This window comes from Streptomyces sp. NPDC026575, assembly GCF_055567415.1.
The window spans coordinates 38,633-60,874 of record NZ_JBVHQM010000028.1 but is presented as its reverse complement, the minus strand read 5'-3'; the positions used below and the strand labels follow the sequence as shown (position 1 = coordinate 60,874).

The window sequence follows — 22,242 nt, the reverse complement described above, 5'->3', positions numbered from 1 at the left end:
TGGGGTTCATGACAAGTTCCATCCGGCGCGACTCCGCTCATGCCACACCGGCTCAGCCCGATTCACCCAGGGGGACAACACCCATGCGATCCATACGTCGGCCAGTCCTGGCCGCCGCCGCTCTCACCGCCGTCGTGGCGCTGACCGCCACCGGCTGCGGGCCCGAGGGCGGCAACGCGGACGCCAAGCCCAGCCAGTCCGCGGCGGACACCACGGGTGGGGGTGAAATCAAGATCCCCCAGGACATCCAGGACAAGCTCAAGGAGCACGGGGTCGACCTGGACAAGTGGAAGAACGGCGAGTGGAAGAACTGGGACAAGGACAAGTGGCTCCGGGAGGCCGGGGAGTTCATCAACCCGATCATCAAGGACTTCTGGAACCCGGACAAGATCGAGAAGGTCAAGCCCCCGAAGGACCCCAGCAAGCCCGGGGACATCTCCGAGGACCAGGGCAAGACCGACCCCGAGCCGGCCGCCGTCCAGGCTCAGCCCGTCAGGACCCCGTACACCTCCACCGCTCCCGGTGTGGGTCTGCTGCTGTTCAGCACCCCTGAGGGCGAGTCGCGTTGCTCGGCCACCGTCGTCAAGGACCCGGCGCACCCCGGCAAGTCCAACCTCGTGTGGACCGCCGCGCACTGTGTGCACGCCGGCAAGAACGGCGGCTGGTACCGCAACATGATGTTCGTGCCGAACTTCAACAAGAACGGCGTCTCCGCCGACAAGCTGAAGGCCACGCCCTTCGAGGACCGCGTCCCGGCGGGCAAGTGGTGGGCCGACGACATGTCGACCTCCAATGAGTGGATCAAGGACGGCGGCGCCGTTCCGGGCGTGCCGATGGCTCCGTACGACTTCGCGCTGATGCATGTGAAGCCGGAGTCGTCGACCGGTGGCAAGTCGCTGGAAGAGGTCGCCGGCGGCGCGTACGCGGTCGACTTCAACGCCCCCGCGATGGCCAAGATCCCGAGCCTGACCGCGCAGGGCTACCCGGCCGAGGCGCCGTTCGACGGTGCGGCGCAGCAGCAGTGCACCGACAAGCCGACCCGTCTGACGATGGACGCCAAGAAGCCGACCATGTACCGCATCGGCTGCACCATGACCGGTGGTTCCTCCGGTGGCCCCTGGTTCATCAAGGGCGCCGACGGCAAGCCGGTGCTGGTCTCCAACATGTCGATGGGTCCGCGTCCGGCCCGCTGGTCGGCCGGTCCGCACCTGGGTGCCGAGGCCAAGACCCTGTTCGACAACATGAGCAAGAAGTGGGCGGCCAAGCAGTAGCCGCCCGCGGCGGGGGCGCGTGCCGACGGCGGCGCCCCCGCACCGCTCCCAGAGCATGACGAAGGCCCGCCCCGGTCTCCCCGGGGCGGGCCTTCGTCGTCGTGTCCGCCGCCGGCCGGCTACGCCGCCGGCACGAAGGGCTCGAACTCCGCGGCCAGCTCCTCGTGCACCCGTGCCTTGAGGACCGTGCCGTCCGCGGTGTGCTCCTCGGAGATGACCTCGCCCTCGGCGTGCGCCCGCGAGACCAGGGCGCCCTGGGTGTAGGGCACCAGCGCCTCGATCTCGACCCGCGGCCGCGGCAGCTCGTCGTCGAGGAGGGCCAGCAGCTCCGCCATGCCCTGGCCCGTACGGGCCGAGACGGCGAGGGCGTGCTTCTCCTGGCGCAGCAGGCGCTGGAGCACCAGCGGATCGGCCGCGTCGGCCTTGTTGACGACCACGATCTCGGGCACGTCCGTGGCGCCCACCTCGCGGATCACCTCGCGGACGGCGGCCAGCTGCTCCTCGGGCACCGGATGCGAGCCGTCGACCACGTGCAGGATCAGGTCGGAGTCGCCGACCTCCTCCATCGTGGAGCGGAACGCCTCGACGAGGTGGTGCGGCAGATGCCGGACGAAGCCGACGGTGTCGGCGAGGGTGTAGAGCCGCCCGCTGGGCGTCTCGGCCCGCCGCACGGTCGGGTCCAGGGTGGCGAACAGGGCGTTCTCCACCAGCACACCGGCACCGGTGAGGCGGTTGAGGAGCGAGGACTTGCCGGCGTTGGTGTAGCCGGCGATGGCGACCGAGGGGACCTTGTTGCGCCGGCGTTCCTGGCGCTTGATGTCCCGGCCGGTCTTCATCTCCGCGATCTCCCGGCGCATCTTCGCCATCTTCTCGCGGATCCGCCGCCGGTCCGTCTCGATCTTGGTCTCACCGGGACCACGGGTGGCCATACCGCCGCCCGCCGACCCGGAGCCACCGCCACCCATCTGCCGCGACAGCGACTGGCCCCAGCCGCGGAGCCTGGGGAGCATGTACTGCATCTGCGCCAGCGCGACCTGCGCCTTGCCCTCCCGGGACTTGGCGTGCTGGGCGAAGATGTCGAGGATCAGCGCGGTCCGGTCGACGACCTTGACCTTGACGACGTCCTCAAGGTGGATCAGCTGGCCCGGGGAGAGCTCACCGTCGCACACCACGGTGTCGGCGCCGGATTCGAGCACGATGTCGCGCAGCTCCAGCGCCTTGCCCGAGCCGATGTACGTGGCCGGGTCGGGCTTGTCACGGCGCTGGACGACGCCGTCGAGCACCAGGGCGCCGGCGGTCTCGGCCAGCGCGGCCAGCTCGGCGAGGGAGTTCTCCGCGTCCTGGACCGTGCCCGCGGTCCAGACACCGACGAGCACCACGCGCTCCAGGCGGAGCTGTCGGTACTCGACCTCGGTGACGTCCTCAAGCTCGGTGGACAGGCCCGCGACGCGGCGCAGGGCGGCACGCTCCGAGCGGTCGTACTGGTCGCCGTCGCGCTCCCCGTCGATCTCGTGGCTCCAGGCGACGTCCTCTTCCATCAGGGCGTCGGCCCGAAGGCTCTCGGGGAGGCGCTGCCGGTCCTGCGGAAGGGAAGAAGAGGAGGTCATTTGATCCTTTGCGTCGTTGGGAAGCCCTCAGGGGGACCGGCCGGTCCCACCGGGACTGTCGCTGGTGTCAACGTACGAGCCGTCCCGGAGATTCCCGGGCCGGTCGTCATCGACCCGAAGATGGTCGCACGGGCCCGGGAGGGCCGTCACGCGGGTTTTCCGGGCCCGGCGGGCTTTCCGGCGTTCCCGGCCGCCTTGTTCGGCCGCCACTCCTGGTGGCCGGGCATCGCAGGCGTCCGCTCGCCGTAGAGCCATCCCTGGAAGAAGCTCGCGAGGTTCTGTCCGGAGATCTTGGAGGCCAGCGCGATGAAGTCGGCGGAGTCGGCCACGCCGTCGCGGTTCTGGGTCACCCACGCGCGTTCGAGGCGGTCGAAGGCGGCGGTGCCGATCTTCTGCCGCAGGGCGTACAGGACCAGGGCGCTGCCGTCGTAGACCACCGGACGGAAGAGGCTGATCTTCTCGCCGGGGCTGGGGGCCTTGGGCGCGGCGGGCGGCCCGCCCTCGGCGCGCCATCCATTGGACTGCTCGTAGGCGCTGCGCATCCGGCTGTCCAGGGAGATCCGGCCGCCCTTCTCCTGGGCGTAGAGGGCCTCGTACCAGGTGGCGTGCGCCTCGTTGAGCCAGACGTCGGACCAGCGCCGCGGGCTGACGCTGTTGCCGAACCACTGGTGGGCCAGCTCGTGCACCATCACGGACTCGACGTACCACGTGGGCAGCTGCGCGTTGGTGAACAGGCCCTTCTCGAAGAGCGAGAGGGTCTGGGTCTCCAGCTCGAAGCCGGTCCGGGCGTCGGCGATCAGCACCCCGTACGCCTCGAAGGGGTACGGGCCGAGCTTGCGCTCCATCCAGGAGACGTGGTTCGGGGTCTTGGCCAGCCACTTCTCCAGATGGCGCCGGTCCACGGTCGGTACGACGTCGCGGATCGGCAGGCCGTGCGGCCCGTGCCGCAGCAGCACGCTGGACTTGCCGATGGAGACCTGCGCCAGCTCGGTGGCCATCGGGTGGCCGGTGCGATAGGTCCAGGTGCGCCGCGCCGACCGGCGGGCCGAGCCCTCCGGCAGCCCGTTGGCGACGGCGGTCAGCTCCTGGGGCACGGTGATGTGGAAGGTGAAGAGCGCCTTGTCGGAGGGGTGGTCGTTGCAGGGGAAGACGCGGTGCGCGGCGTCCGCCTGGTTGGCCATCGCCAGCCCGTCGGAGGTGCGGATCCAGCCCCCGTCGCTCTTGCCGCGCGGGTCGCTGGTGTGCTGGATGGCGATCTTCACCTGCTGGCCCCGGGACAGGTGGGAGGCCGGGGTGAGCACGAGGTCCTCGCCGTGCTGCTCGTGCTGGGCGGGCTTCCCGTCGATCTTCACATCGCTCACGGCGCCACGGGCGAAGTCGAGGTTGAGGTGGTCGAGCTCGGTGGTGACCTGGGCGGTGATCTCGGTGGTGGCCTTCAGCGGCTGGTCGTTGCGGCCCGAGTAGTCCAGGGAGACGTCGTAGGACGTGACGTCGTAGCCGGTGTTGCCGAGCGTGGGGAAGAGCCGGTCGCCCAGGCCCTGCGGCCCCACGGGCTGCGGCGCGGCCACGCCGAGGGTGGCGACGGCGGCCAGCCCCAGGGCGGCGGCCCGGCGGCCGGTCCAGCGGACCCGGCCGCTCGGGGCCGGGGGCAGGGGGCGGTCGGAGTCGGCGGACGGTCGACGCGAGTCAAGGGACATGCACTACGGCTACCAACGCGGCCGCCTCCGCCGTGGGCAAGGCGGCAAACGACACCCGAACGGGCGGCGGATCGTGCGTCCGTCTCAGGGTCTGTCCGAGGGTCGGGCCCCAGGGCGCGTTCCCCGCGGCCGGTCACCGGGCGGGCGGTGGGCCTCAGGGGCGCAGGGCGGCGGCCTGGCGGGTGCGGCCGGCCCGCAACACGTCGAAGACGCCGGGCACTTGGCGCATGGCCCGCATCAGGGACGGCAGGCCGGCGGCGTTGGGCAGATGGAGCGTGTACGTATGGCGGACCCGCTGCTCGTGCGGGGGTTCGACGGCGGCCGACACCACCGCGGCGCCCTGGGAGGCGATCGCTTCGGTGAGGTCGGCGAGGAGGTGCGGGCGGCTGAATGCCTCGGCCATCAGGGTGACCCGGCAGCCGTGGCCGCCCTGGCCGGCGCCCCGCCAGCGCACCTTGACCGGCTGACGGCCGGTGGCCGCCATCCGGGCCACCACGGGGCACAGGGCGCGGTGGACGGTGACCGTGCCGCCGCGTACCGCGAATCCGGTGACGGTGTCCGGTGGCACCGGGGTACAGCAGCCGGCCAGCCGGACCGCGGCGCCGGGCAGCTCCGCCACCGCCAGCACCGAGCCGGGGGTGGCCTGGGCCGCCTCGGAGCGGTCCGGGCCGGCGGCGGGGCGGTCGGCGGGGGGCTCCGCCGCGGGGACCGCCGGGCGGACGGCCGACTCCCGCTCCCCGGCGAGCCACCGGGCGATGGCCAGCCGGGCGGCGGGGGTACGGGTGTGGTCGAGCCATTCGGGCGAGGGGCCGGCCGCGGAGTCCGGGGCCATCAGCAGCTGCAGGCTGTCGCCGTCGTGCAGGACGGTGGCGAGCGTGGCGAGCCGGCCGTTGACGCGGGCGCCGATGCAGCAGTGCGCCGCCTCGCCGTGCCGCTCGTACGCCGCGTCCACGCAACTCGCCCCGGCGGGCAGGCCGATGGCGCCGCTGCCGGTTCCGGGCGAGCCCGCGGCGCGGCCCGTATCGGCGTCGACGCAGAAGACCGTGATCTCCCGGTCCTGGGCGAGGTCGTCGCGCAGTGACGTCCAGAACGCGTCCGGGTCGGGGGTGGTGCGCTGCCACTCCAGCAGCCGGGAGAGCCACCCGGGGCGGGTCGGGTCGGCGCGCTCGCCCTCGGGGGCGTCCGCGCCGTCGGTGGGGGCGTACGGATTGCCCAGTGCGATCACCCCGGCCTCGGCGACCCGGTGCATCTGGTGGGTGCGGATCAGCGCCTCGGCGATCTCCCCGGACGGGCCGGTGACGGCGGTGTGCAGCGACTGGTAGAGGTTGAACTTGGGCGCCGCGATGAAGTCCTTGAACTCGGAGACGACCGGGGTGAAGCAGGTGTGCAGCTCCCCCAGGACGGCATAGCAGTCCGCGTCCTCCGCCACGAGCACCAGCAGCCGCCCCAGGTCCGCGCCGGTCAGTTCGCGGCGGGCCAGCCGGACGCGGTGCACGGAGACCAAGTGCCGCGCCCGGACGAGGACTTCGGCGTCGATGCCGGCCTCGGCCAGGACCGTGCGCACCCGCTGCGCGATGGCGGCGAGCGGATCGGTCCGGGTGGCGTACTCCTGCACCAGGGCCCGGGTCGTGGAGTACTCCTCCGGGTGCAGGATCGCGAAGACCAGGTCCTCCAGCTCGGCCTTGAGCGCCTGGACTCCGAGGCGCTCGGCGAGCGGGATCAGCACATCGCGGGTCACCTTGGCGATCCGGGCCTGCTTCTCGGGCCGCATCACCCCGAGGGTGCGCATGTTGTGCAGCCGGTCGGCGAGCTTGATGGACATCACCCGGACGTCGTTGCCGGTCGCCACCAGCATCTTGCGGAAGGTCTCCGGTTCGGCGGCCGCGCCGTAGTCGACCTTCTCCAACTTGGTGACGCCGTCGACGAGGTAGCTGACCTCGGCGCCGAACCGTTCCCGCACCTGATCGAGCGTCACCTCCGTGTCCTCGACGGTGTCGTGGAGCAGGGAGGCGGTCAACGTGGTGGTCTCCGCGCCCAGTTGGGCGAGGATCAGGGTCACCGCCAGCGGGTGGGTGATGTACGGCTCGCCGCTCTTGCGGAGCTGGCCGCGGTGCGAGGACTCGGCGAGCTGGTAGGCCCTGGCGAGGGTGTCCAGGTCGGCGTCGGGGTGATGGCCGCGGTGCACCTTGGCGACGTGCTCCAGGGCGTGCGGGAGGCCGTCGCGCGGGGCCGGGCCGAGCAGCGCGGCCCGGCCGATGCGGCGCAGACCTCTGAGTTCCAGTCGGCGACGGCCGCGCCTGCGGCCCGCGGCTCCAGCGTTACCAGGGTCAGTGGCCTCTGCGCTCATGGGCACCTCCGGCAGCGTCGACCGGCGGCCGGACGCGTCAGTTCGGGCGCCCGGGCCGGTGCTTGATGCTATCGAGCCCATCACGCAGCGCTGTCCGCCTCTCGCTCAGAGTGATACGGATCACCCGTTCGAGCGAATCTTTTGGCTGGAACCGTTGCCGGTGGGGTGGTCGGGCCGGATCCGTTCCGGTCCCGTCAGGCGAGCGCGCCGGTCAGCCAGGCGGGCTCGAAGGTGCCCTCGGCGACGATCTCGGCCGGTCCGGTCATCTCGACCGTGCCGTCGGGCAGCTCGGTGATCGCCAGGCTGCCGCCGAGCACGTCGACCGTGTACGTGACGGGCGTGCCGGTCCGCGCCGGGTCCAGGCCGTCCCTGCGGGCGGTGGCGACGGCGACCGCGCAGGCGCCGGTGCCGCAGGAGCGGGTCTCGCCCGAGCCGCGCTCGTGGACCCGCATGGCCACGTGGCGCGGGCCGCGGTCGACGACGAACTCGATGTTGACGCCGTCGGGATAAACCGCCGCTGGGCTGAACGGCGGTACGGCCAGCAGGTCACCGGCGTGCGCCAGATCCTCGACGAACGCGACGGCGTGCGGATTGCCCATGTTCACGTTGCGGGCCGGCCAGCTGCGGCCGCCGAGGGTCACGACGACGCCCTCCTCGGGCAGCTCGGCGCGGCCCATGGAGACCGTGACATCGCCGGTCTTGGCCAGATGCACACGGCGGACGCCGGCGCGGGTGGCGAGGGCGAGGTCGCCGGCCTCGACCAGGCCGGCGTGCAGCAGATAGCGCGCGAAGACCCGGGTGCCGTTGCCGCACATCTCGGCGATCGAGCCGTCGCCGTTGCGGTAGTCCATGAACCACTCGGCCTCGTCGGCCTGGGCGCGCGCCTCCGGGTGCGCGGCGGACCGTACGACGCGCAGCAGCCCGTCGCCGCCGAGCCCGGCCCGCCGGTCGCAGATCCGGGCGACGGCGCTCGCGGACAGATCGAGGCGGCCGTCCGGGTCGGGGACGATCACGAAGTCGTTCTCGGTGCCGTGGCCCTTGAGGAAGGCGATGCGCTCGGTGCTGGTCACTCCTGCATGGTACGGGGGTGACGGGGGGAACGGCTTGACGGGGGCGGGGAGAGCGGCGTCCCAGAGGGAGCCGGGGCCGGGATCGGCGGGAGCCGCGCGGTACCGCGGCCGCTCAGCGCAGTCGGGCCACGCGCAAGATGGCGAGCGCGGCGGGGACGGCCACCACCAGGGCATACAGGAGGACCACGCGCCAGTTGGCGCGGCGGCCGGAGCCGCGCGCCGGGAGGCCGGGCCAGGTGTGGCCGATGCGGCGGGCCGCCATCATGCCCCAGCCGGCGGCGCAGCAGCACAGCAGCAGGCCGAGCATCGCGATCACCGCGCCGCCGTCACCACCGAACTCGAAGGCGAGCGGGAAGGCGAACATCAGCGAGCCGACGGCTCCGAGCCCGACGATCGGCGCGAGCTGCCACAGGCGCAGCCGGCGCGGCGGGCGCAGCTCCCGGAAGGACTCGCCGCCCTCACCGGGTCCGTCGGCGCCGGCGTCCGGGCCGTCGGAGACGTCCAGGGCATCCGGGTCGGCGAGCGGGCCGATGCCGGCGGACAGGGCGTCCTGGGCGTCCGGCCCGTCGTCGGCGAGCCGTGCCGTGTCAGCGCCGTCGTCCGACTGCTGTGCTCTGTTGCGAGGGCCGGCCTCCATTGCCACGCGCCCTCCCCACTGCAGACTGCACGCCTCGATCGAAGGTCGATGATGACACGCCCTCAGCGGCCCGGATGACGGCCGGAGCGTCCCGATGCCATGACGTGATCAGGCTGTGACCGGTCGTTCGAGCAACGCCAGGGCCCGCCGGGGAAGCTCCGCGCGGTGGTCGGCCGCGCCGCTGAGCCAGTGGACCCGGGGGTCCCGGCGGAACCACGAGTCCTGGCGGCGCGCGAAGCGCTTGGTCGCGCGCACCGTCTCGTCGCGCGCCTCCTGCTCGGTGCACTCCCCCGCCAGCTGGGCGAGCACCTGCTGGTAGCCCAGCGCCCGGGAGGCGGTGAGGCCCTCGCGCAGCCCCTCGGCCTCCAGCCGGCGCACCTCCTCGACCAGTCCCGCCTCCCACATCCGGTCGACCCGCCGCGCGATCCGCTCGTCCAGCTCGGGGCGCTCGACGTCGACGCCGATCTGCAGGGTGTCGTAGACCGAGTCGTGGCCGGGGAGATTGGCGGTGAAGGGGCGGCCGGTGATCTCGATGACCTCCAGGGCGCGCACGATGCGGCGGCCGTTGCTGGCCAGGATCGCCCGGCCGGCCTCGGGGTCGGCGGCGGCCAGGCGGGCGTGCAGGGCGCCGCTGCCCCGTTCGGCCAGTTCGGCCTCCAGCCTGGCGCGCACCTCCGGGTCGGTGCCGGGGAACTCCAGGGCGTCGATGGCGCCGCGTACATACAGGCCGGAGCCGCCTACCAGGACCGGCGTGCGGCCCTCGGCGAGCAGCCGGTCTATCTCGGCGCGGGCCAGCCGCTGGTACTCGGCGACGCTGGCGGCGCGGGTGACGTCCCAGATGTCCAGGAGGCGGTGCGGTACGCCCTGCTGCTCCTCGGGCGTGAGTTTGGCGGTGCCGATGTCCATGCCCCGGTAGAGCTGCATGGAGTCGGCGTTGATGACCTCGCCGCCCACGTGTTGTGCGAGCGCGACGCCCAGATCGGACTTTCCGGCCGCGGTGGGGCCGACGACGGCGATGACCCGCGGAGCGGGAACAGCGGTGTTCACCCCGTCAGTCTCGCAAACATCACGCCCCCATCTCGAACGAGCGACGTGACGGGCCACCGATGAGGGTCGTTGCCTGTTGCGAGGTCCCGAGAGCCGGTGCAGCACCGGCGCCCGCGGGCGGCACAACGGTCCGCTCCGGGCGGCCTGGGATTTCGCCCAACATGAAGAGCGTAGGAGCAGTTATGGGCGTGTTTTCGCGGTTTCGCCGCCGCAAGTCCGAAGCATCGACGGAGGAGGCTGCCGCTGCGGTGGTGACGGCTGAGGCGGAGGAGCCGGCGGAGTCGGCGGAGTCGGCCGCTGAGAACGCCGAGAGCGCCAAGAACGCCGAGGAGACCGCGGACGCGAGGGAGACCGCGGACGCCGGGGAGGCCGGAGGCACGCAGGGCGCCGGGCGGAGTGGCGCCGCGCAGGCCGGGCAGACCGAGGAGGCCGAGGAGGCCCCGGGTGGCGGCGAAGCCTCGCAGGACGCGGCGGCCACGGCGGAAGCAGGGGACGTGGCCCAGGATGCGGCTCCCGAGGCTTCCGGGGACACGACCGGGGACGCGGCCCCCGAGGACGGCCCGGAGGCCGCCGGCGACGGCGAGCCCCGCGCCGAGAAGGCCGCCGAGAGCGCCGGCATCCCCCGGCAGCAGTCGGCACAGGCCGTGGCGGACCGGGAGTCCGGCGAAGGCGCACGGCAGTAGACCCGCCGGGCCCGGAGCGGGCCCGGTACGGCGGCCGCGGGGTGGCTCGACCCCGCGGCCGCCGTCGTGTCCGCGGGGCGTCGCCGGCTACGACCAGGTGGCGACGGAGTAGCCCACGCCGTACGGGGCCTCCTCGCGCAGCAGGCGGCCGGTCAGGCCCGCGCCCTCGGCGGCGCCCGCCAGGACCTGCCAGGAGGACCGTCCGGACGCCTGCAGGGCGGCGGCGAGCTCGGCGTCGAGCGCGGTCAGCGCGGGGAGGTCGGCGGCCCCCAGCGCGCGGCTCGCCGCGGCGTCGAAGCCCTCGGCCCGCTCGTCGAAGTAGCCGGGCGCCTTCACCGTCCGGCAGGAGCTGCCGTCGCCCATCACCAGCAGCGCCACCCGGGGCGCGGCGGCGGCGATGTCCCGGCCGGCGGCCAGGCACCGCTCAGGGGGCAGCGACTCCCCCACGCCCAGGCCCTCCACGGGCGCGTCGTCCCAGTCCGTACGGGACAGCAGCCAGGCGCCGACGGCCAGCGACGGCGGGAGCTCCCCCTCGGGCGCGTGCTCGGCGGCTCCCAGGGAGACCTGGAGGTCCACCCCGAAGCCGCGGAAGGAGCCGACGGCGCCCTGCGGGTGCGGGCCCCGGCCGGACTCCCGCGCGGGGCCGAGGACCACCAGCCGGTCCGGGCGGGCCGCCGCCAGTACACCGATCGCGTCCAGGCAGGAGGCGCGCAGCGCGTCCAGCTCGGGTGCGGCGCCGGCGGCCACCTCCGGGACGAGCAGGGGCGGGCAGGGGCAGATGGCGGCGGCTACGAGCATGCCACGCAGCGTAACGCCCCTCGGGGTGTCTTCCCGCTCTCCGTGGGCCTGCGACGCTCCCCCAGCTCACGCCGCGAGGTGCCCCCAGGCGCCGCACCTCGCGGCGTTGTCGCCTCACCCCCGGACACCCAGTCCGAGAGCGACGCTCCGCCTCGCGCTCCGCCTCGGCTCTTCATGCGACCTCCGGATGCCGAGCCGCACGGCACCAGACGCCGCGGGCTCATCCACGCAGGTCGGAATGACAGCCCCAAGGCCGTTCGTTCTCGGCGGGTCAGTCGCAGCCGCAGCCGGCCGCGGGTGCCGGGCCGGGCGCCGGGGCCCCGATGGTGGGCAGGCCCAGCAGCACGCCCTTGGGCTTCTCCGCCGGGGCGGCGTTGCGCTTCTCCCAGGCGTCGCCGGCGCGCGTGCGGCGGACGGCCTTGGCCTGGCCCTCGGCGAGGAGGTGGTGCGGGGCGGCGTAGGTGACCTCGACGGTCACCACGTCGCCGGGCCGGACCGGCTCCTCGGGGCGGGTGAAGTGCACCAGGCGGTTGTCGGGCGCCCGGCCGGACAGCCGCCGGGTCGCGTCGTCCTTGCGGCCCTCGCCCTCGGCGACCAGGACTTCCAGCGTGCGTCCGACCTGCTTCTTGTTCTCCTCCCAGGAGATCTCCTCCTGGAGGGCGACCAGGCGCTCGTAGCGCTCCTGGACGACGGCCTTGGGGATCTGGCCCTCCATGTCGGCCGCGGGGGTCCCGGGGCGCTTGGAGTACTGGAAGGTGAAGGCCTGCGCGAAACGGGACTCGCGGACCGTGTGCAGGGTCTGCTCGAAGTCCTCCTCGGTCTCGCCCGGGAAGCCGACGATGATGTCCGTCGAGATCGCGGCGTCCGGCATCGCGGCGCGCACCTTGTCGATGATGCCGAGGAAGCGCTCCTGGCGGTACGAGCGGCGCATGGCCTTCAGCACGCGGTCGGAGCCGGACTGCAGCGGCATGTGCAGCTGGTGCATCACGTTGGGCGTCTCGGCCATGGCGGCGATCACGTCGTCGGTGAAGTCGCGCGGGTGCGGCGAGGTGAAGCGGACCCGCTCCAGGCCCTCGATGGAGCCGCAGGCGCGCAGCAGCTTGCTGAACGCCTCGCGGTCGCCGATGTCGGAGCCGTAGGCGTTGACGTTCTGGCCGAGCAGGGTGATCTCGCTGACGCCCTCGGCGACCAGGGCCTCGACCTCGGCGAGGATGTCGCCGGGCCGGCGGTCCTTCTCCTTGCCGCGCAGCGCCGGGACGATACAGAAGGTGCAGGTGTTGTTGCAGCCGACCGAGATGGAGACCCAGGCCGCGTACGCGCTCTCGCGGCGGGTGGGCAGGGTCGAGGGGAACGCCTCCAGCGACTCGGCGATCTCGACCTGCGCCTCCTCCTGGACGCGGGCGCGCTCCAGCAGGACCGGCAGCTTGCCGATGTTGTGGGTCCCGAAGACCACGTCGACCCAGGGGGCCTTCTTGACGATGGTGTCGCGGTCCTTCTGGGCGAGGCAGCCGCCCACGGCGATCTGCATGCCGGGGCGCGCGGCCTTCTTCGGGGCGAGCTGCCCGAGGTTGCCGTAGAGGCGGTTGTCGGCGTTCTCCCGCACCGCGCAGGTGTTGAAGACGACGACGTCGGCGCCCTCGCCGCCCTTGGGCGCCGGTACGTACCCGGCCTCCTCCAGCAGCCCGGACAGCCGCTCGGAGTCGTGGACGTTCATCTGGCACCCGTAGGTGCGGATTTCGTAGCTCTTGGGTTCCTGAACGTCCACTGCCTGGCTCCGGTCACTGCTGGTCATACGACAAGGGTAGGCGGTGCCGGGAGTACCCCGGTCCCCGGCGGCCCGGAGGGCGGCGCGGCCGGCGGTGACCCTTCGGATACCGGCCCGCCCCTCCCCAGAAGGCCGCGCGGCTGGCAGGATCCCGCCCATGTTCACAGCACTCTCCCGTACCGGCCGCCGGTCCCTGGTGGCGGCGATCGCGGCGCTGGTCGCCCTCGGACCGGCGCTGTGGTGGCTGGTGTCGATGGGCGGCGAGCCCACCCCGGGCGGGCGGGTGACGCTGGCGACGGGTGTGCCGACCGGGGTGTACGCGCGCTACGGGGAGCTGCTGAAGCAGGATCTGGCGCACGACATGCCGGAGGTGGATCTCCGGCTGGCCCGCAGCGAGGGGTCGATCGACAATCTGCGGCAGTTGGTCGCCGGGCGCGCGCAGTTCACCATCGCGACGGCGGACGCGGTCGCCACCTACCGCGGCCGGGGCGAGCCCGGCGCGGACCGGCTGCGGGCCTGTGCGCGGCTGTACGACGACTACATACAGCTGGTGGTGCCGAAGAAGTCCGCGGTGCGCTCGACGAAGGACCTGCGACGGCTGCGGGTGGGCGTGGGCGCCGACGGCTCCGGCGTCCAGCTGATCACCCGGCGGCTGCTGACCGCGGCCGGGCTGGACTTCGACAAGGACATCACGCCCGTGCGGGTGGGCATCGACCGGATGCCGAAGCTGCTGGAGCGGGGCGAGCTGGACGCCTTCTTCTGGTCGGGCGGGCTGCCGACGACCGCGGTGCAGCTGCTCGCGCAGCGGTTCCCCATCCGGCTGGTCCAGCTCGGCGATCTGGCCGAGGGGCTGCACCGGCAGGGCGAGCGCACCCGCTACTACCGCGCGGCGGTGATGCCCGCCGACGCCTATCCGGGTGTCCAGGACGGACAGGCGGTGAAGACGATCGCGGTGGCGAACCTGCTGGTCACCACGGACCGCGCGGACGCCGCCCTGACCCAGGGCATCACCCGGACCGTCATCGACAGCCGGGACCGGATCGGGCGCGAGGTGCACGCCGCGCAGAAGGTGGACCTGCGGACGGCGGTGTTCACCGATCCGCTGCGGCTGCACGAGGGCGCCCGGCGCTATTACGTGTCCGTCAAGCCCTGACACCCGCCCCGGGCGCCGCCTCGTGCGGCCCGCGCGGCCGGTCAGGCGCGCGGGGCCCCCGCGGTACGGCGCGCGGGCCTGCTCCGGCGGGGACGGCGCCGGCGACCGCCACCGGCGCCACTGCCACTGCCACTGCCACTGCCGCCACCCGCACCGTTCGCTCCGGTGCGGGCACCCGAGCCGGGCGCCGGGGCCGGTGCGGCCGGCTGGACCGGGACGCCGCTCGGGGTCCGCGCGCCGGTGATCCGCGCCAGCTCGGCGTCTCCGGGCCGGACCTTCGCGGTGGCCGGGGTGATCTTCGCCTGGCGCATCAGCCGGGTCATCTCGCGGCGCTCCCCCGGTGTGACGAGGGTGACGACGGTGCCGGACTCGCCGGCCCGCGCGGTCCGGCCGCCGCGGTGCAGGTAGTCCTTGGCCTCGGTCGGCGGATCGACGTTCACGACGAGGTCGAGGCCGTCGATGTGGATGCCGCGGGCGGCGACGTTGGTGGCGATCAGCGCGGCGGCCTGGCCGGTGCGGAACTGCTCCAGGGTGCGGGTGCGCTGCGGCTGGGTCTTGCCGCCGTGCAGCGCCGCGGCGCGCACGCCCTGGGCCAGCAGGTGCTTGGTGAGCCGGTCGGCGCCCCGCTTGGTGTGCACGAACATGATCACGCGTCCGTCGCGGGCGGCGATCTCGGCGACGGTGGCGCGCTTGTCGGCGTCGTCCACGTACAGGACGTGGTGGTCCATGGTGGTGACGGTCGCCGCCGACGGGTCCACGGAGTGGGTGACCGGATCGGTCAGGAAGCGACGTACGAGCTTGTCGACGTTGCGGTCCAGGGTGGCGGAGAACAGCATCCGCTGCCCGTCCGGGTCGACCTTCTCCATCAGCCGGGTGACCTGCGGCAGAAAGCCCATGTCGGTCATCTGGTCGGCCTCGTCGAGGACCGTGACGGCGACCTTGTCGAGCCGGCAGGCGCGCCGGTCGAGCAGGTCGGCGAGCCGGCCGGGCGTGGCGACGAGCACCTCGGCGCCCTTGCGCAGCGTGTCGGCCTGGCGGTTGATCGAGGTGCCGCCGACGACGGTGGCCGTGCGCAGCCCCAGGGCCTCGGCGTACGGGGCGAGCGCCTCGGTGACCTGGCCGGCGAGTTCGCGGGTGGGCACCAGCACCAGCGCCAGCGGGCACTTGCTCTCGGCGCGCCGGCCCGCCGTGCGGCTGAGCAGCGCCAGCCCGAAGGCGAGGGTCTTACCGGAGCCGGTCCGCCCGCGCCCGAGCACATCGCGGCCGGCGAGGGTCGCGGGGAGGGTGGCGGCCTGGATGGGGAACGGCCGGGTGACGCCCTGGGCGCGCAGCGCGGTGAGGAGGGCCGGTGCCAGCGGGAACTCGTCGAAGGAGCCGGCCGGCGTGGGTGCGGACTCCGGTGCGGACGTCCGGGGGGCGGCGCTCGGTCGCGATGCGGTCGCTCGTGTCACGGAAAACCCTTCAGGGGAGGGAGTGGTGGGGTCGTGCCGGCCTCGCACTCTCCCGTGGGGCGGCACTCGGTGACCGAGGGGACGGGGATGCGCTGCCTCATACGGGACGGGGCCCGCACCGGGCTGGCCGGTGCGGGCCCCGTCCGCGGGACGCGAGGGCGTCAGGCGGGGATGATGTTCTCCGCCTGCGGGCCCTTGGGGCCCTGGGTCACGTCGAAGGTGACCTTCTGGCCCTCAAGGAGCTCACGGAAGCCCTGAGCCTGGATGTTCGAGTAGTGGGCGAAGACGTCGGGGCCGCCGCCGTCCTGCTCGATGAAGCCGAAGCCCTTTTCCGAGTTGAACCACTTGACGGTGCCGGAAGCCATGTTTCTCTCCATTCATGGGGCAGAGGACCGCACTTCGCGGCCTCCTCGTCGCCGAGATGATCGCCCCACACCGGAAACCTCCGGAAAACAAGGAACGCCCGGGGCTACAAGCCTCCGGGCGCACACAAAGTTCATGGGTACCACAACTGCAACTCCGTTCACGGTAGCACAGGTGCGCGGAGCCCGCGGCCGCCCGGTCAGGGGGCGCTGCGCGGCACGGTGACGGTGACCTTCAGCCCGTGCGGCGGGTGCGGGGCGTAGGCGATGGACGCGCCGCCCGCGGCGAGCAGGGCGCGGGTGATCGACAGCCCGAGCCCGGAGCCGGAGACGTTCTGATGGCGGCTGCTGCGCCAGAAGCGGTCGCCGACCCGTGCCAGCTCGTCGTCGGTCAGGCCCGGCCCGCGGTCGGCCACGGTGATGTGCACGACCTCCCCGTCCGGCGCCACGCCGACGGTGACGGGCTGGTCGGCCGGCGTGAACTTCAGGGCGTTGTCGACGACCGCGTCCAGGGCGCTGGAGAGGGCGACCGGATCGACCCAGCCGGTGACCGCGCTGTGCCCCTCGTAGGTGAGGCGGACGCCCTTGTCGTCGGCCAACGGGCGCCAGGCGTCGACGCGTTCGGCGGCCAGCGCCGCGACATCGGTGAGCTGGAGGTCGGCGGCGGTGTGCTCGGCGAGCGCGAGGTCGAGCAGGTCGTCCAGGACCCGGGCCAGCCGCTTGCCCTCCGTGCGGACCGAGGCGATCTCCTCGTTGCCGTCGGGGAGTTCGAGGGCCAGCAGCTCGATCCGCAGCAGCAGTGCGGCCAGCGGGTTGCGCAGTTGGTGGGAGGCGTCGGCGACGAAGGCGCGCTGCTGCTCCAGCACGTCCTCGACGTTGTCGGCCATCTCGTTGAACGAGCGGGCCAGCCGGCGCAGTTCGGGCGGGCCCGCGGTGCCGGCCACCCGGGACTTCAGCCGGCCGGTGGCGATGTCGTGGCTGGCCGCGTCCAGGACCCGTACGGGGCGCAGCACCCAGCCGGTGAGCCGGATGGCCGCGGCGACCGCGACCAGCATCGCGGCGCACTCGCCGGCCGCGATCAGCAGCCAGCCGTGCAGGATGCGCGCCCGCATCTGCCCGGTGGGCGAGTCGGTGACGACGACGGCGACGACATCGCCGTCTCGGATGACCGGTGAGGCGACCGGGATGCGGCCGTCCTCGTCCCAGGGCCAGATCTGGTGCGGATCGTGGCTGCGGCGGCCGGCCAGCGCCTCGCTGAATGCCTGGGCGCCCTCGCCGTCGCGGGGCACCGGCAGGCCGTGCGGGGCGGCGGCCATCGGGGTGCGGTCGCGGTAGAAGACGCCGGCGCGTATCCCGTAGAGGCCGTGGTAGCGGGCCAGTTCGGTGCCGAGGGTGGTGCGCCGCTCGTCCTCCTCGGGGGTCTTGTTCCGGTCGTCCGCGTCGGGGCGGGCGGTGACGAACTGGGCGAGGGAGGCGAAGCGGGCGGCGTCGTCGATCCGGTCGACGACCACCCGCTGCTGCTCCACACCGGCGGTGATGACGGCGAGCGGGATGCCGAGCGCGAGCAGCACACCGGCCATCAGGACGATGAGGAGCGGGAGGAGTCGGGTGCGCACGGGTCGGCGGCGGCCTTCAGGAGGCCGGGGAGGCGGGTCGGCCGGGGGCGGGGACGACGAGGCGGTAGCCGACGCCGCGTACCGTCTCGATCAGGGCGGGCATGCGCAGTTTGGCGCGGAGCGAGGCGATATGCACCTCCAGCGTCCGGCCGGTGCCCTCCCAGCTCGTCCGCCACACCTCGCTGATGATCTGCTCCCGGCGGAAGACCACCCCTGGGCGCTGGGCGAGCAGCGCCAGCAGGTCGAACTCCTTGCGGGTGAGCGGGACCGCGGCGCCGTCCACGGAGACCTGGCGGGTGGGGAGTTCGACGGTGACGGCGCCCAGGTGCAGCGCGTGGCCGGCGGTGGACTCGTCGGCCGACGGCTCACCGCCGCGCTCCGACGGGGAGACCGTGCGCCGGCTGACCGCGTGGATGCGGGCCAGCAGCTCGCCGGTGTCGTACGGCTTGACGACATAGTCGTCGGCGCCCAGGTTGAGGCCGTGGATGCGCGAGCGCACATCCGCCCGCGCGGTGACCATGATCACCGGGGTGGTGCAGATCTTGCGGATCCGGCCGCACACCTCGAAGCCGTCCTGGTCGGGCAGCCCGAGGTCGAGCAGCACCACCGCGAAGGGCTCGGCGTCGTCGGGCAGCAGGGCCTTGAGCGCCTCCTCGCCGTTGCGTGCGTGGACGACGGCCAGGCCGTGCCGGGCCAGCACCGCGGACAGGGCCGCGGCCACATGATCGTCGTCCTCGACGAGCAGCAGTCTCATCAGGCCTCCTCCCGGGTGCGTGCGTACAGGCCAAAGGGCATCTACGGCGATAAGCGGCATGCCCGTCAAGAGGGGGCCGCCTCCGGGCCGCCATCCGTTATCCAGCCGGTACGACCCCGGCGCCTTCCCCCGCCGCCGACCGTCACACGTCTTCACGCAGAGTACTTCCGCTGCGACCGTTTCGTTATCCTCAAGTTCCCCTCAGATGTAATGACGCTGGTCGTAGGGCGTCCTAGGGTCCTCCCCAACCGAGGAGGACGGAGCTGTACGCCGATGAGCGAAGTATCGGTGACCAAGAACGCCGAGGGTCCCGCGCAAGCGGGAGACCAGCTGGTCGTGCTGGACAACGTGAACAAGCACTTCGGCGCGCTGCACGTGCTCCAGGACATCGACCTGACGATCAACCGGGGTGAGGTGGTCGTCGTGATCGGGCCCTCGGGGTCCGGCAAGTCGACGCTCTGCCGCACGATCAACCGCCTGGAGACCATCGACTCCGGCAGCATCACCATCGACGGGAAGCCCCTGCCGCAGGAGGGCCGCGAGCTGGCCCGCCTCCGCGCCGACGTGGGCATGGTCTTCCAGTCCTTCAACCTCTTCGCACACAAGACGGTGCTGGAGAACGTGATGCTGGGCCAGACCAAGGTCCGCAAGACGGACAAGGCGGCCGCCGAGCAGAAGGCCCGCGCCCTGTTGGACCGGGTCGGCGTCGGCACCCAGGCGGACAAGTACCCCGCACAGCTCTCCGGCGGTCAGCAGCAGCGCGTGGCGATCGCCCGCGCGCTGGCGATGGACCCCAAGGTGATGCTGTTCGACGAGCCGACGTCCGCGCTGGACCCGGAGATGATCAACGAGGTGCTGGACACGATGCAGCAGCTCGCCCGGGACGGCATGACGATGGTCGTGGTCACCCATGAGATGGGGTTCGCGCGCTCCGCGGCGAACCGGGTCGTCTTCATGGCGGACGGCCGCATCATCGAAGAGGCCGAGCCGAACCAGTTCTTCAACAACCCGCGCAGCGACCGCGCCAAGGACTTCCTGTCGAAGATCCTTCATCACTGAGCCCGCAGTTGGGCCTCATCATTGCCAACACTTGTTGAACCAAAGGATGTTCACCATGAGGATGCTTAAGACGGCTGCGGCAGGTGCGGTGGTGCTCGCACTGGCGGCTACGGCTACCGCGTGCGGCGGCGAGAAGGGTTCGGCGGGCGACAAGCCGGCCGGCGGCGAGGTCTACAGCGGTACGTACAAGGTCGCTTCGGACGTCAAGGTCGACTCGGCGGTGCTGAAGAAGGCCCAGAAGGCCAAGAAGATCGTCGTCGGCGTCAAGGCCGACCAGCCGTTCCTGGGTTTCAAGGACCCGGCCACCAACAAGTACTCCGGCTTCGACATCGAGATCGCCAAGATGGTCGCGGCCGACCTGGGCTTCTCCGAGAAGCAGATCGAGTTCAAGACGATCGACTCCAACGTCCGTGAGACCACCATCTCCAAGGGCGACGTCGACTTCTACGTCGGTACGTACACGATCAACGACGAGCGCAAGAAGCAGGTCGGCTTCGCGGGCCCGTACTACACCGCCGGCGCGGACCTCCTGGTGCGCAAGGACGACAAGACCATCACCGGACCGGAGACCCTCAAGGGCAAGAAGGTCTGCTCGATCGCCGGCTCCACTCCGCTGCAGGAGATCAAGAAGGAGAAGTACGGCGCCAAGACCACCGAGCTGTCCAAGTACTCGGACTGCGTGAAGTACCTGCTGGACGGCCAGGTCGACGCGGTCACCACCGACGACGCGATCCTCAAGGGCTACGCCGCCCAGCGTCCGCAGAAGCTGCGGGTGGTGGAGAAGCCCTTCACCAAGGAGCCCTACGGCGTCGGCATGAACAAGGACGACAAGGCCCTGCGCGACGCGATCACCACCGCGCTGGAGAACCACATCAAGAACAAGGACTACGAGAAGGCGTACAAGGGCACGCTCGGCAAGTCCGGCTCGAAGTACACCGCCCCGGAGACGCCGCTGCCGCGGTACTGAGGCGCTCGCGCACTCACCGGACCGCGCCGCCCCGTACGCCCGCCGCGGCGGGTGTACGGGGCGCGGTGTCTTCCCCGCCCGTGACCCTCTTCCCGCCGTCGACCCGATGACCGCTACCGCGGAGACCCCATGAACGTACTCCTCGATTATCTGCCCGAGTTCCGGGACGGATTCCTCGGAACCCTGGCGATCACCGCGTCCAGCGGCCTGCTCGCGCTGGTGCTCGGCGTGCTCATAGCCGGCTTCCGGGTCTCCCCGATCCCGCCGCTGCGCGCCTTCGGGACGGCCTGGGTCACGGTGCTGCGCAACACGCCGCTGACGCTGCTCTTCCTGGTCGCCTTCTTCGTCGTACCGCAGATCCTCTTCCAGGGTGCGAGCCCGTACGTGCTCGCCACACTGGCGCTCGGCTTCTACACCTCCTCCTTCGTGTGCGAGGCGGTGCGGTCCGGTATCAGCACCGTGCCGATGGGGCAGGCGGAGGCCGCGCGCAGCCTCGGCATGACGTTCACCCAGACGCTGCGCATGATCGTGCTCCCGCAGGCCACGCGCACCGTGCTCCCGCCGCTGAGCAGCATCTTCATCGCACTGACGAAGAACTCCGCGATCGCCGGCGCCTTCAGCTACGGCGAGCTGTTCAACGTCTCCAAGCTGCTCAACGACAAGGGCTACGCGATCGCCTGGATCTTCCTGTGGACCGCGCTCGCCTACCTCATCATCACCTTCGCCATCAGCGGCCTCTTCCGGCTGCTGGAGCGCCGGATGGAGGTGGCCCGATGAGCGGACGCGACGGGTGGAACAGCACGACGGGGATGCCGCGCGCGGGCGGGGCGGAACGAAGCGAGGTAGTGGCATGAGTGGGGCCAGCGTTCTCTACGACGTACCGGGACCGAAGGCAAGGGCACGCAACCGTGTCTACACCGTCGCCGGATCGCTCGCGGTACTGGCGCTGATCGCGTTCGTCGTCATGCGGTTGAGCGCCAAGGGCCAGCTGGAGCCCGAGGTGTGGAACATCTTCAACTACGCCGGTGTGCGGACCGGCATCCGCGACGGCGTGCTGACGACGCTCCAGGTCTTCGCGGTCGCGGCGGTGCTGTCGCTGGCGCTGGGCGTGCTGCTCGCGGTGGCCAGGCTGTCGGACCACAAGCCCGTCCGCTGGTTCGCGACCGGGTTCATCGAGCTCTTCCGCGCGGTACCGCTGCTGATCACGATCTACGCGCTGTGGGTCATCCTGCTCAGCAACCGCGAGAGCCTCGGCCTGACCGGCAGCCAGCCGCAGTTCTGGGCACTGGTCATCGGGCTGACGGTCTACAACGGCTCGGTGCAGGCCGAGGTGCTGCGAGCCGGCATCAACGCCGTGCCGAAGGGCCAGCGCGAGGCCGCCTACGCCCTGGGCATGAGCAAGACCCAGGTCATGACGACGGTGCTGATCCCGCAGGCCGTCCGGGCGATGCTGCCGACCATCATCAGCCAGCTCGTGGTGACCCTGAAGGACACCTCCCTCGGCTACATCATCACGTTCGAGGAACTGCTCTTCACCGCCCGCCAGATGAGCACCAACATCATCGTCAACGGCAACGACACCTACGTCCCGGTCATCATCGTCACCGGCACCATCTACGTGGCGATGTGCCTGGCGCTGTCCGGCCTCGCCAACTGGATCGAGCGGCGCGGCCGGCGGGCCAAGACCGGCATCGGCGTGGCCTCGGCCGCCGAGCCGGTGGCCGCCACCGACGCGATGGAGGTCGCCGACGCGGCGCCCGACGGCCCGGCGGCCAAGAAGGACTGACGGGACGAGCGGCCACCGCGTGGCTCATAGGGGACCGTCCGGAGGCGGTGGCAACGGCGCCACCGCCTCCGTCACTTGACGCGAGCGGCCGCAGTGGGTTGCATACGCTGTGTGATCACGCACCGGGCTCCAACTGCCAGTTCCCGCATGTCCCGTACGTACCAGCGGTCCC

Annotated in this window: 19 protein-coding genes; 7 read left to right on the top strand and 12 right to left on the bottom strand. The window is 72.2% G+C overall.

Going from position 1 to position 22,242, the window contains the following annotated elements:
- Positions 1-83: 83 nt before the first annotated feature.
- Positions 84-1,271 (top strand): trypsin-like serine peptidase, encoded by a 1,188-nt coding sequence (locus ACZ4NB_RS30985; protein WP_467666356.1) that lies wholly within the window; start codon positions 84-86, stop codon positions 1,269-1,271.
- A 119-nt stretch (positions 1,272-1,390) separates the two neighbouring features.
- On the opposite strand, the gene hflX is transcribed toward ACZ4NB_RS30985, so the two are convergent.
- The 6 genes from hflX to miaA form a co-directional block, all read right to left on the bottom strand.
- Positions 1,391-2,878 carry a GTPase HflX gene (hflX, locus tag ACZ4NB_RS30980; protein WP_467666355.1) on the bottom strand — a complete coding sequence of 496 codons (1,488 nt, stop codon included), beginning with the start codon at positions 2,876-2,878 and terminating at the stop codon, positions 1,391-1,393.
- Positions 2,879-3,024: 146 nt separating this feature from the next.
- Positions 3,025-4,575 carry a M1 family metallopeptidase gene (locus ACZ4NB_RS30975; RefSeq protein ID WP_467666354.1) on the bottom strand — a complete coding sequence of 517 codons (1,551 nt, stop codon included), beginning with the start codon at positions 4,573-4,575 and terminating at the stop codon, positions 3,025-3,027.
- A gap of 154 nt (positions 4,576-4,729) precedes the next feature.
- Positions 4,730-6,922: a RelA/SpoT family protein gene (locus ACZ4NB_RS30970; protein WP_467666353.1), complete on the bottom strand. Its 2,193-nt coding sequence runs from the start codon at positions 6,920-6,922 to the stop codon at positions 4,730-4,732.
- Positions 6,923-7,116: 194 nt separating this feature from the next.
- Entirely contained in the window at positions 7,117-7,992 is an 876-nt protein-coding gene (gene dapF / locus ACZ4NB_RS30965; protein ID WP_467666352.1) for a diaminopimelate epimerase, read from the bottom strand.
- Between the two features lie 112 nt (positions 7,993-8,104).
- Complete coding sequence (locus ACZ4NB_RS30960) at positions 8,105-8,629, bottom strand: hypothetical protein (protein ID WP_467666392.1); 525 nt, start codon at positions 8,627-8,629, stop codon at positions 8,105-8,107.
- A gap of 108 nt (positions 8,630-8,737) precedes the next feature.
- Entirely contained in the window at positions 8,738-9,676 is a 939-nt protein-coding gene (miaA, locus tag ACZ4NB_RS30955; protein WP_467666351.1) for a tRNA (adenosine(37)-N6)-dimethylallyltransferase MiaA, read from the bottom strand.
- Positions 9,677-9,924: 248 nt separating this feature from the next.
- Here miaA and ACZ4NB_RS30950 point away from each other — a divergent pair, with 248 nt between their 5' ends.
- Positions 9,925-10,359: a hypothetical protein gene (locus ACZ4NB_RS30950; RefSeq protein ID WP_467666350.1), complete on the top strand. Its 435-nt coding sequence runs from the start codon at positions 9,925-9,927 to the stop codon at positions 10,357-10,359.
- An 87-nt stretch (positions 10,360-10,446) separates the two neighbouring features.
- Here the strand turns inward: ACZ4NB_RS30950 and ACZ4NB_RS30945 are convergent, their stop codons facing one another.
- Complete coding sequence (locus tag ACZ4NB_RS30945) at positions 10,447-11,157, bottom strand: class III extradiol dioxygenase subunit B-like domain-containing protein (RefSeq protein ID WP_467666349.1); 711 nt, start codon at positions 11,155-11,157, stop codon at positions 10,447-10,449.
- A 271-nt stretch (positions 11,158-11,428) separates the two neighbouring features.
- The gene (gene miaB, locus ACZ4NB_RS30940; RefSeq protein WP_467666348.1) at positions 11,429-12,949 is read right to left on the bottom strand and encodes a tRNA (N6-isopentenyl adenosine(37)-C2)-methylthiotransferase MiaB; all 1,521 of its coding nucleotides are present in this window, start codon (positions 12,947-12,949) and stop codon (positions 11,429-11,431) included.
- Positions 12,950-13,079: 130 nt separating this feature from the next.
- Here miaB and ACZ4NB_RS30935 point away from each other — a divergent pair, with 130 nt between their 5' ends.
- A complete protein-coding gene (locus ACZ4NB_RS30935; RefSeq protein ID WP_467666347.1) occupies positions 13,080-14,075 on the top strand; it encodes a TAXI family TRAP transporter solute-binding subunit in 996 nt (331 codons plus the stop codon).
- A 41-nt stretch (positions 14,076-14,116) separates the two neighbouring features.
- On the opposite strand, the gene ACZ4NB_RS30930 is transcribed toward ACZ4NB_RS30935, so the two are convergent.
- The 4 genes from ACZ4NB_RS30930 to ACZ4NB_RS30915 form a co-directional block, all read right to left on the bottom strand.
- Positions 14,117-15,526 (bottom strand): DEAD/DEAH box helicase, encoded by a 1,410-nt coding sequence (locus ACZ4NB_RS30930; protein WP_467666346.1) that lies wholly within the window; start codon positions 15,524-15,526, stop codon positions 14,117-14,119.
- A gap of 161 nt (positions 15,527-15,687) precedes the next feature.
- A complete protein-coding gene (locus tag ACZ4NB_RS30925; protein WP_033267390.1) occupies positions 15,688-15,891 on the bottom strand; it encodes a cold-shock protein in 204 nt (67 codons plus the stop codon).
- 197 nt (positions 15,892-16,088) lie between these two features.
- Positions 16,089-17,504 (bottom strand): sensor histidine kinase, encoded by a 1,416-nt coding sequence (locus tag ACZ4NB_RS30920; RefSeq protein WP_467666345.1) that lies wholly within the window; start codon positions 17,502-17,504, stop codon positions 16,089-16,091.
- 16 nt (positions 17,505-17,520) lie between these two features.
- Positions 17,521-18,258, bottom strand: coding sequence for a response regulator transcription factor (locus tag ACZ4NB_RS30915; RefSeq protein ID WP_467666344.1), 738 nt, complete (start codon positions 18,256-18,258; stop codon positions 17,521-17,523).
- 273 nt (positions 18,259-18,531) lie between these two features.
- Here ACZ4NB_RS30915 and ACZ4NB_RS30910 point away from each other — a divergent pair, with 273 nt between their 5' ends.
- The 4 genes from ACZ4NB_RS30910 (at position 18,532) to ACZ4NB_RS30895 (ending at position 22,070) form a co-directional block, all read left to right on the top strand.
- Positions 18,532-19,317, top strand: coding sequence for an amino acid ABC transporter ATP-binding protein (locus ACZ4NB_RS30910; protein ID WP_384434408.1), 786 nt, complete (start codon positions 18,532-18,534; stop codon positions 19,315-19,317).
- Positions 19,318-19,372: 55 nt separating this feature from the next.
- Positions 19,373-20,284, top strand: coding sequence for a glutamate ABC transporter substrate-binding protein (locus ACZ4NB_RS30905; RefSeq protein WP_467666343.1), 912 nt, complete (start codon positions 19,373-19,375; stop codon positions 20,282-20,284).
- A 129-nt stretch (positions 20,285-20,413) separates the two neighbouring features.
- Entirely contained in the window at positions 20,414-21,061 is a 648-nt protein-coding gene (locus tag ACZ4NB_RS30900) for an amino acid ABC transporter permease (protein WP_399150055.1), read from the top strand.
- Between the two features lie 73 nt (positions 21,062-21,134).
- A complete protein-coding gene (locus ACZ4NB_RS30895; protein ID WP_467666342.1) occupies positions 21,135-22,070 on the top strand; it encodes an amino acid ABC transporter permease in 936 nt (311 codons plus the stop codon).
- The last annotated feature ends 172 nt before the right edge of the window (positions 22,071-22,242 follow it).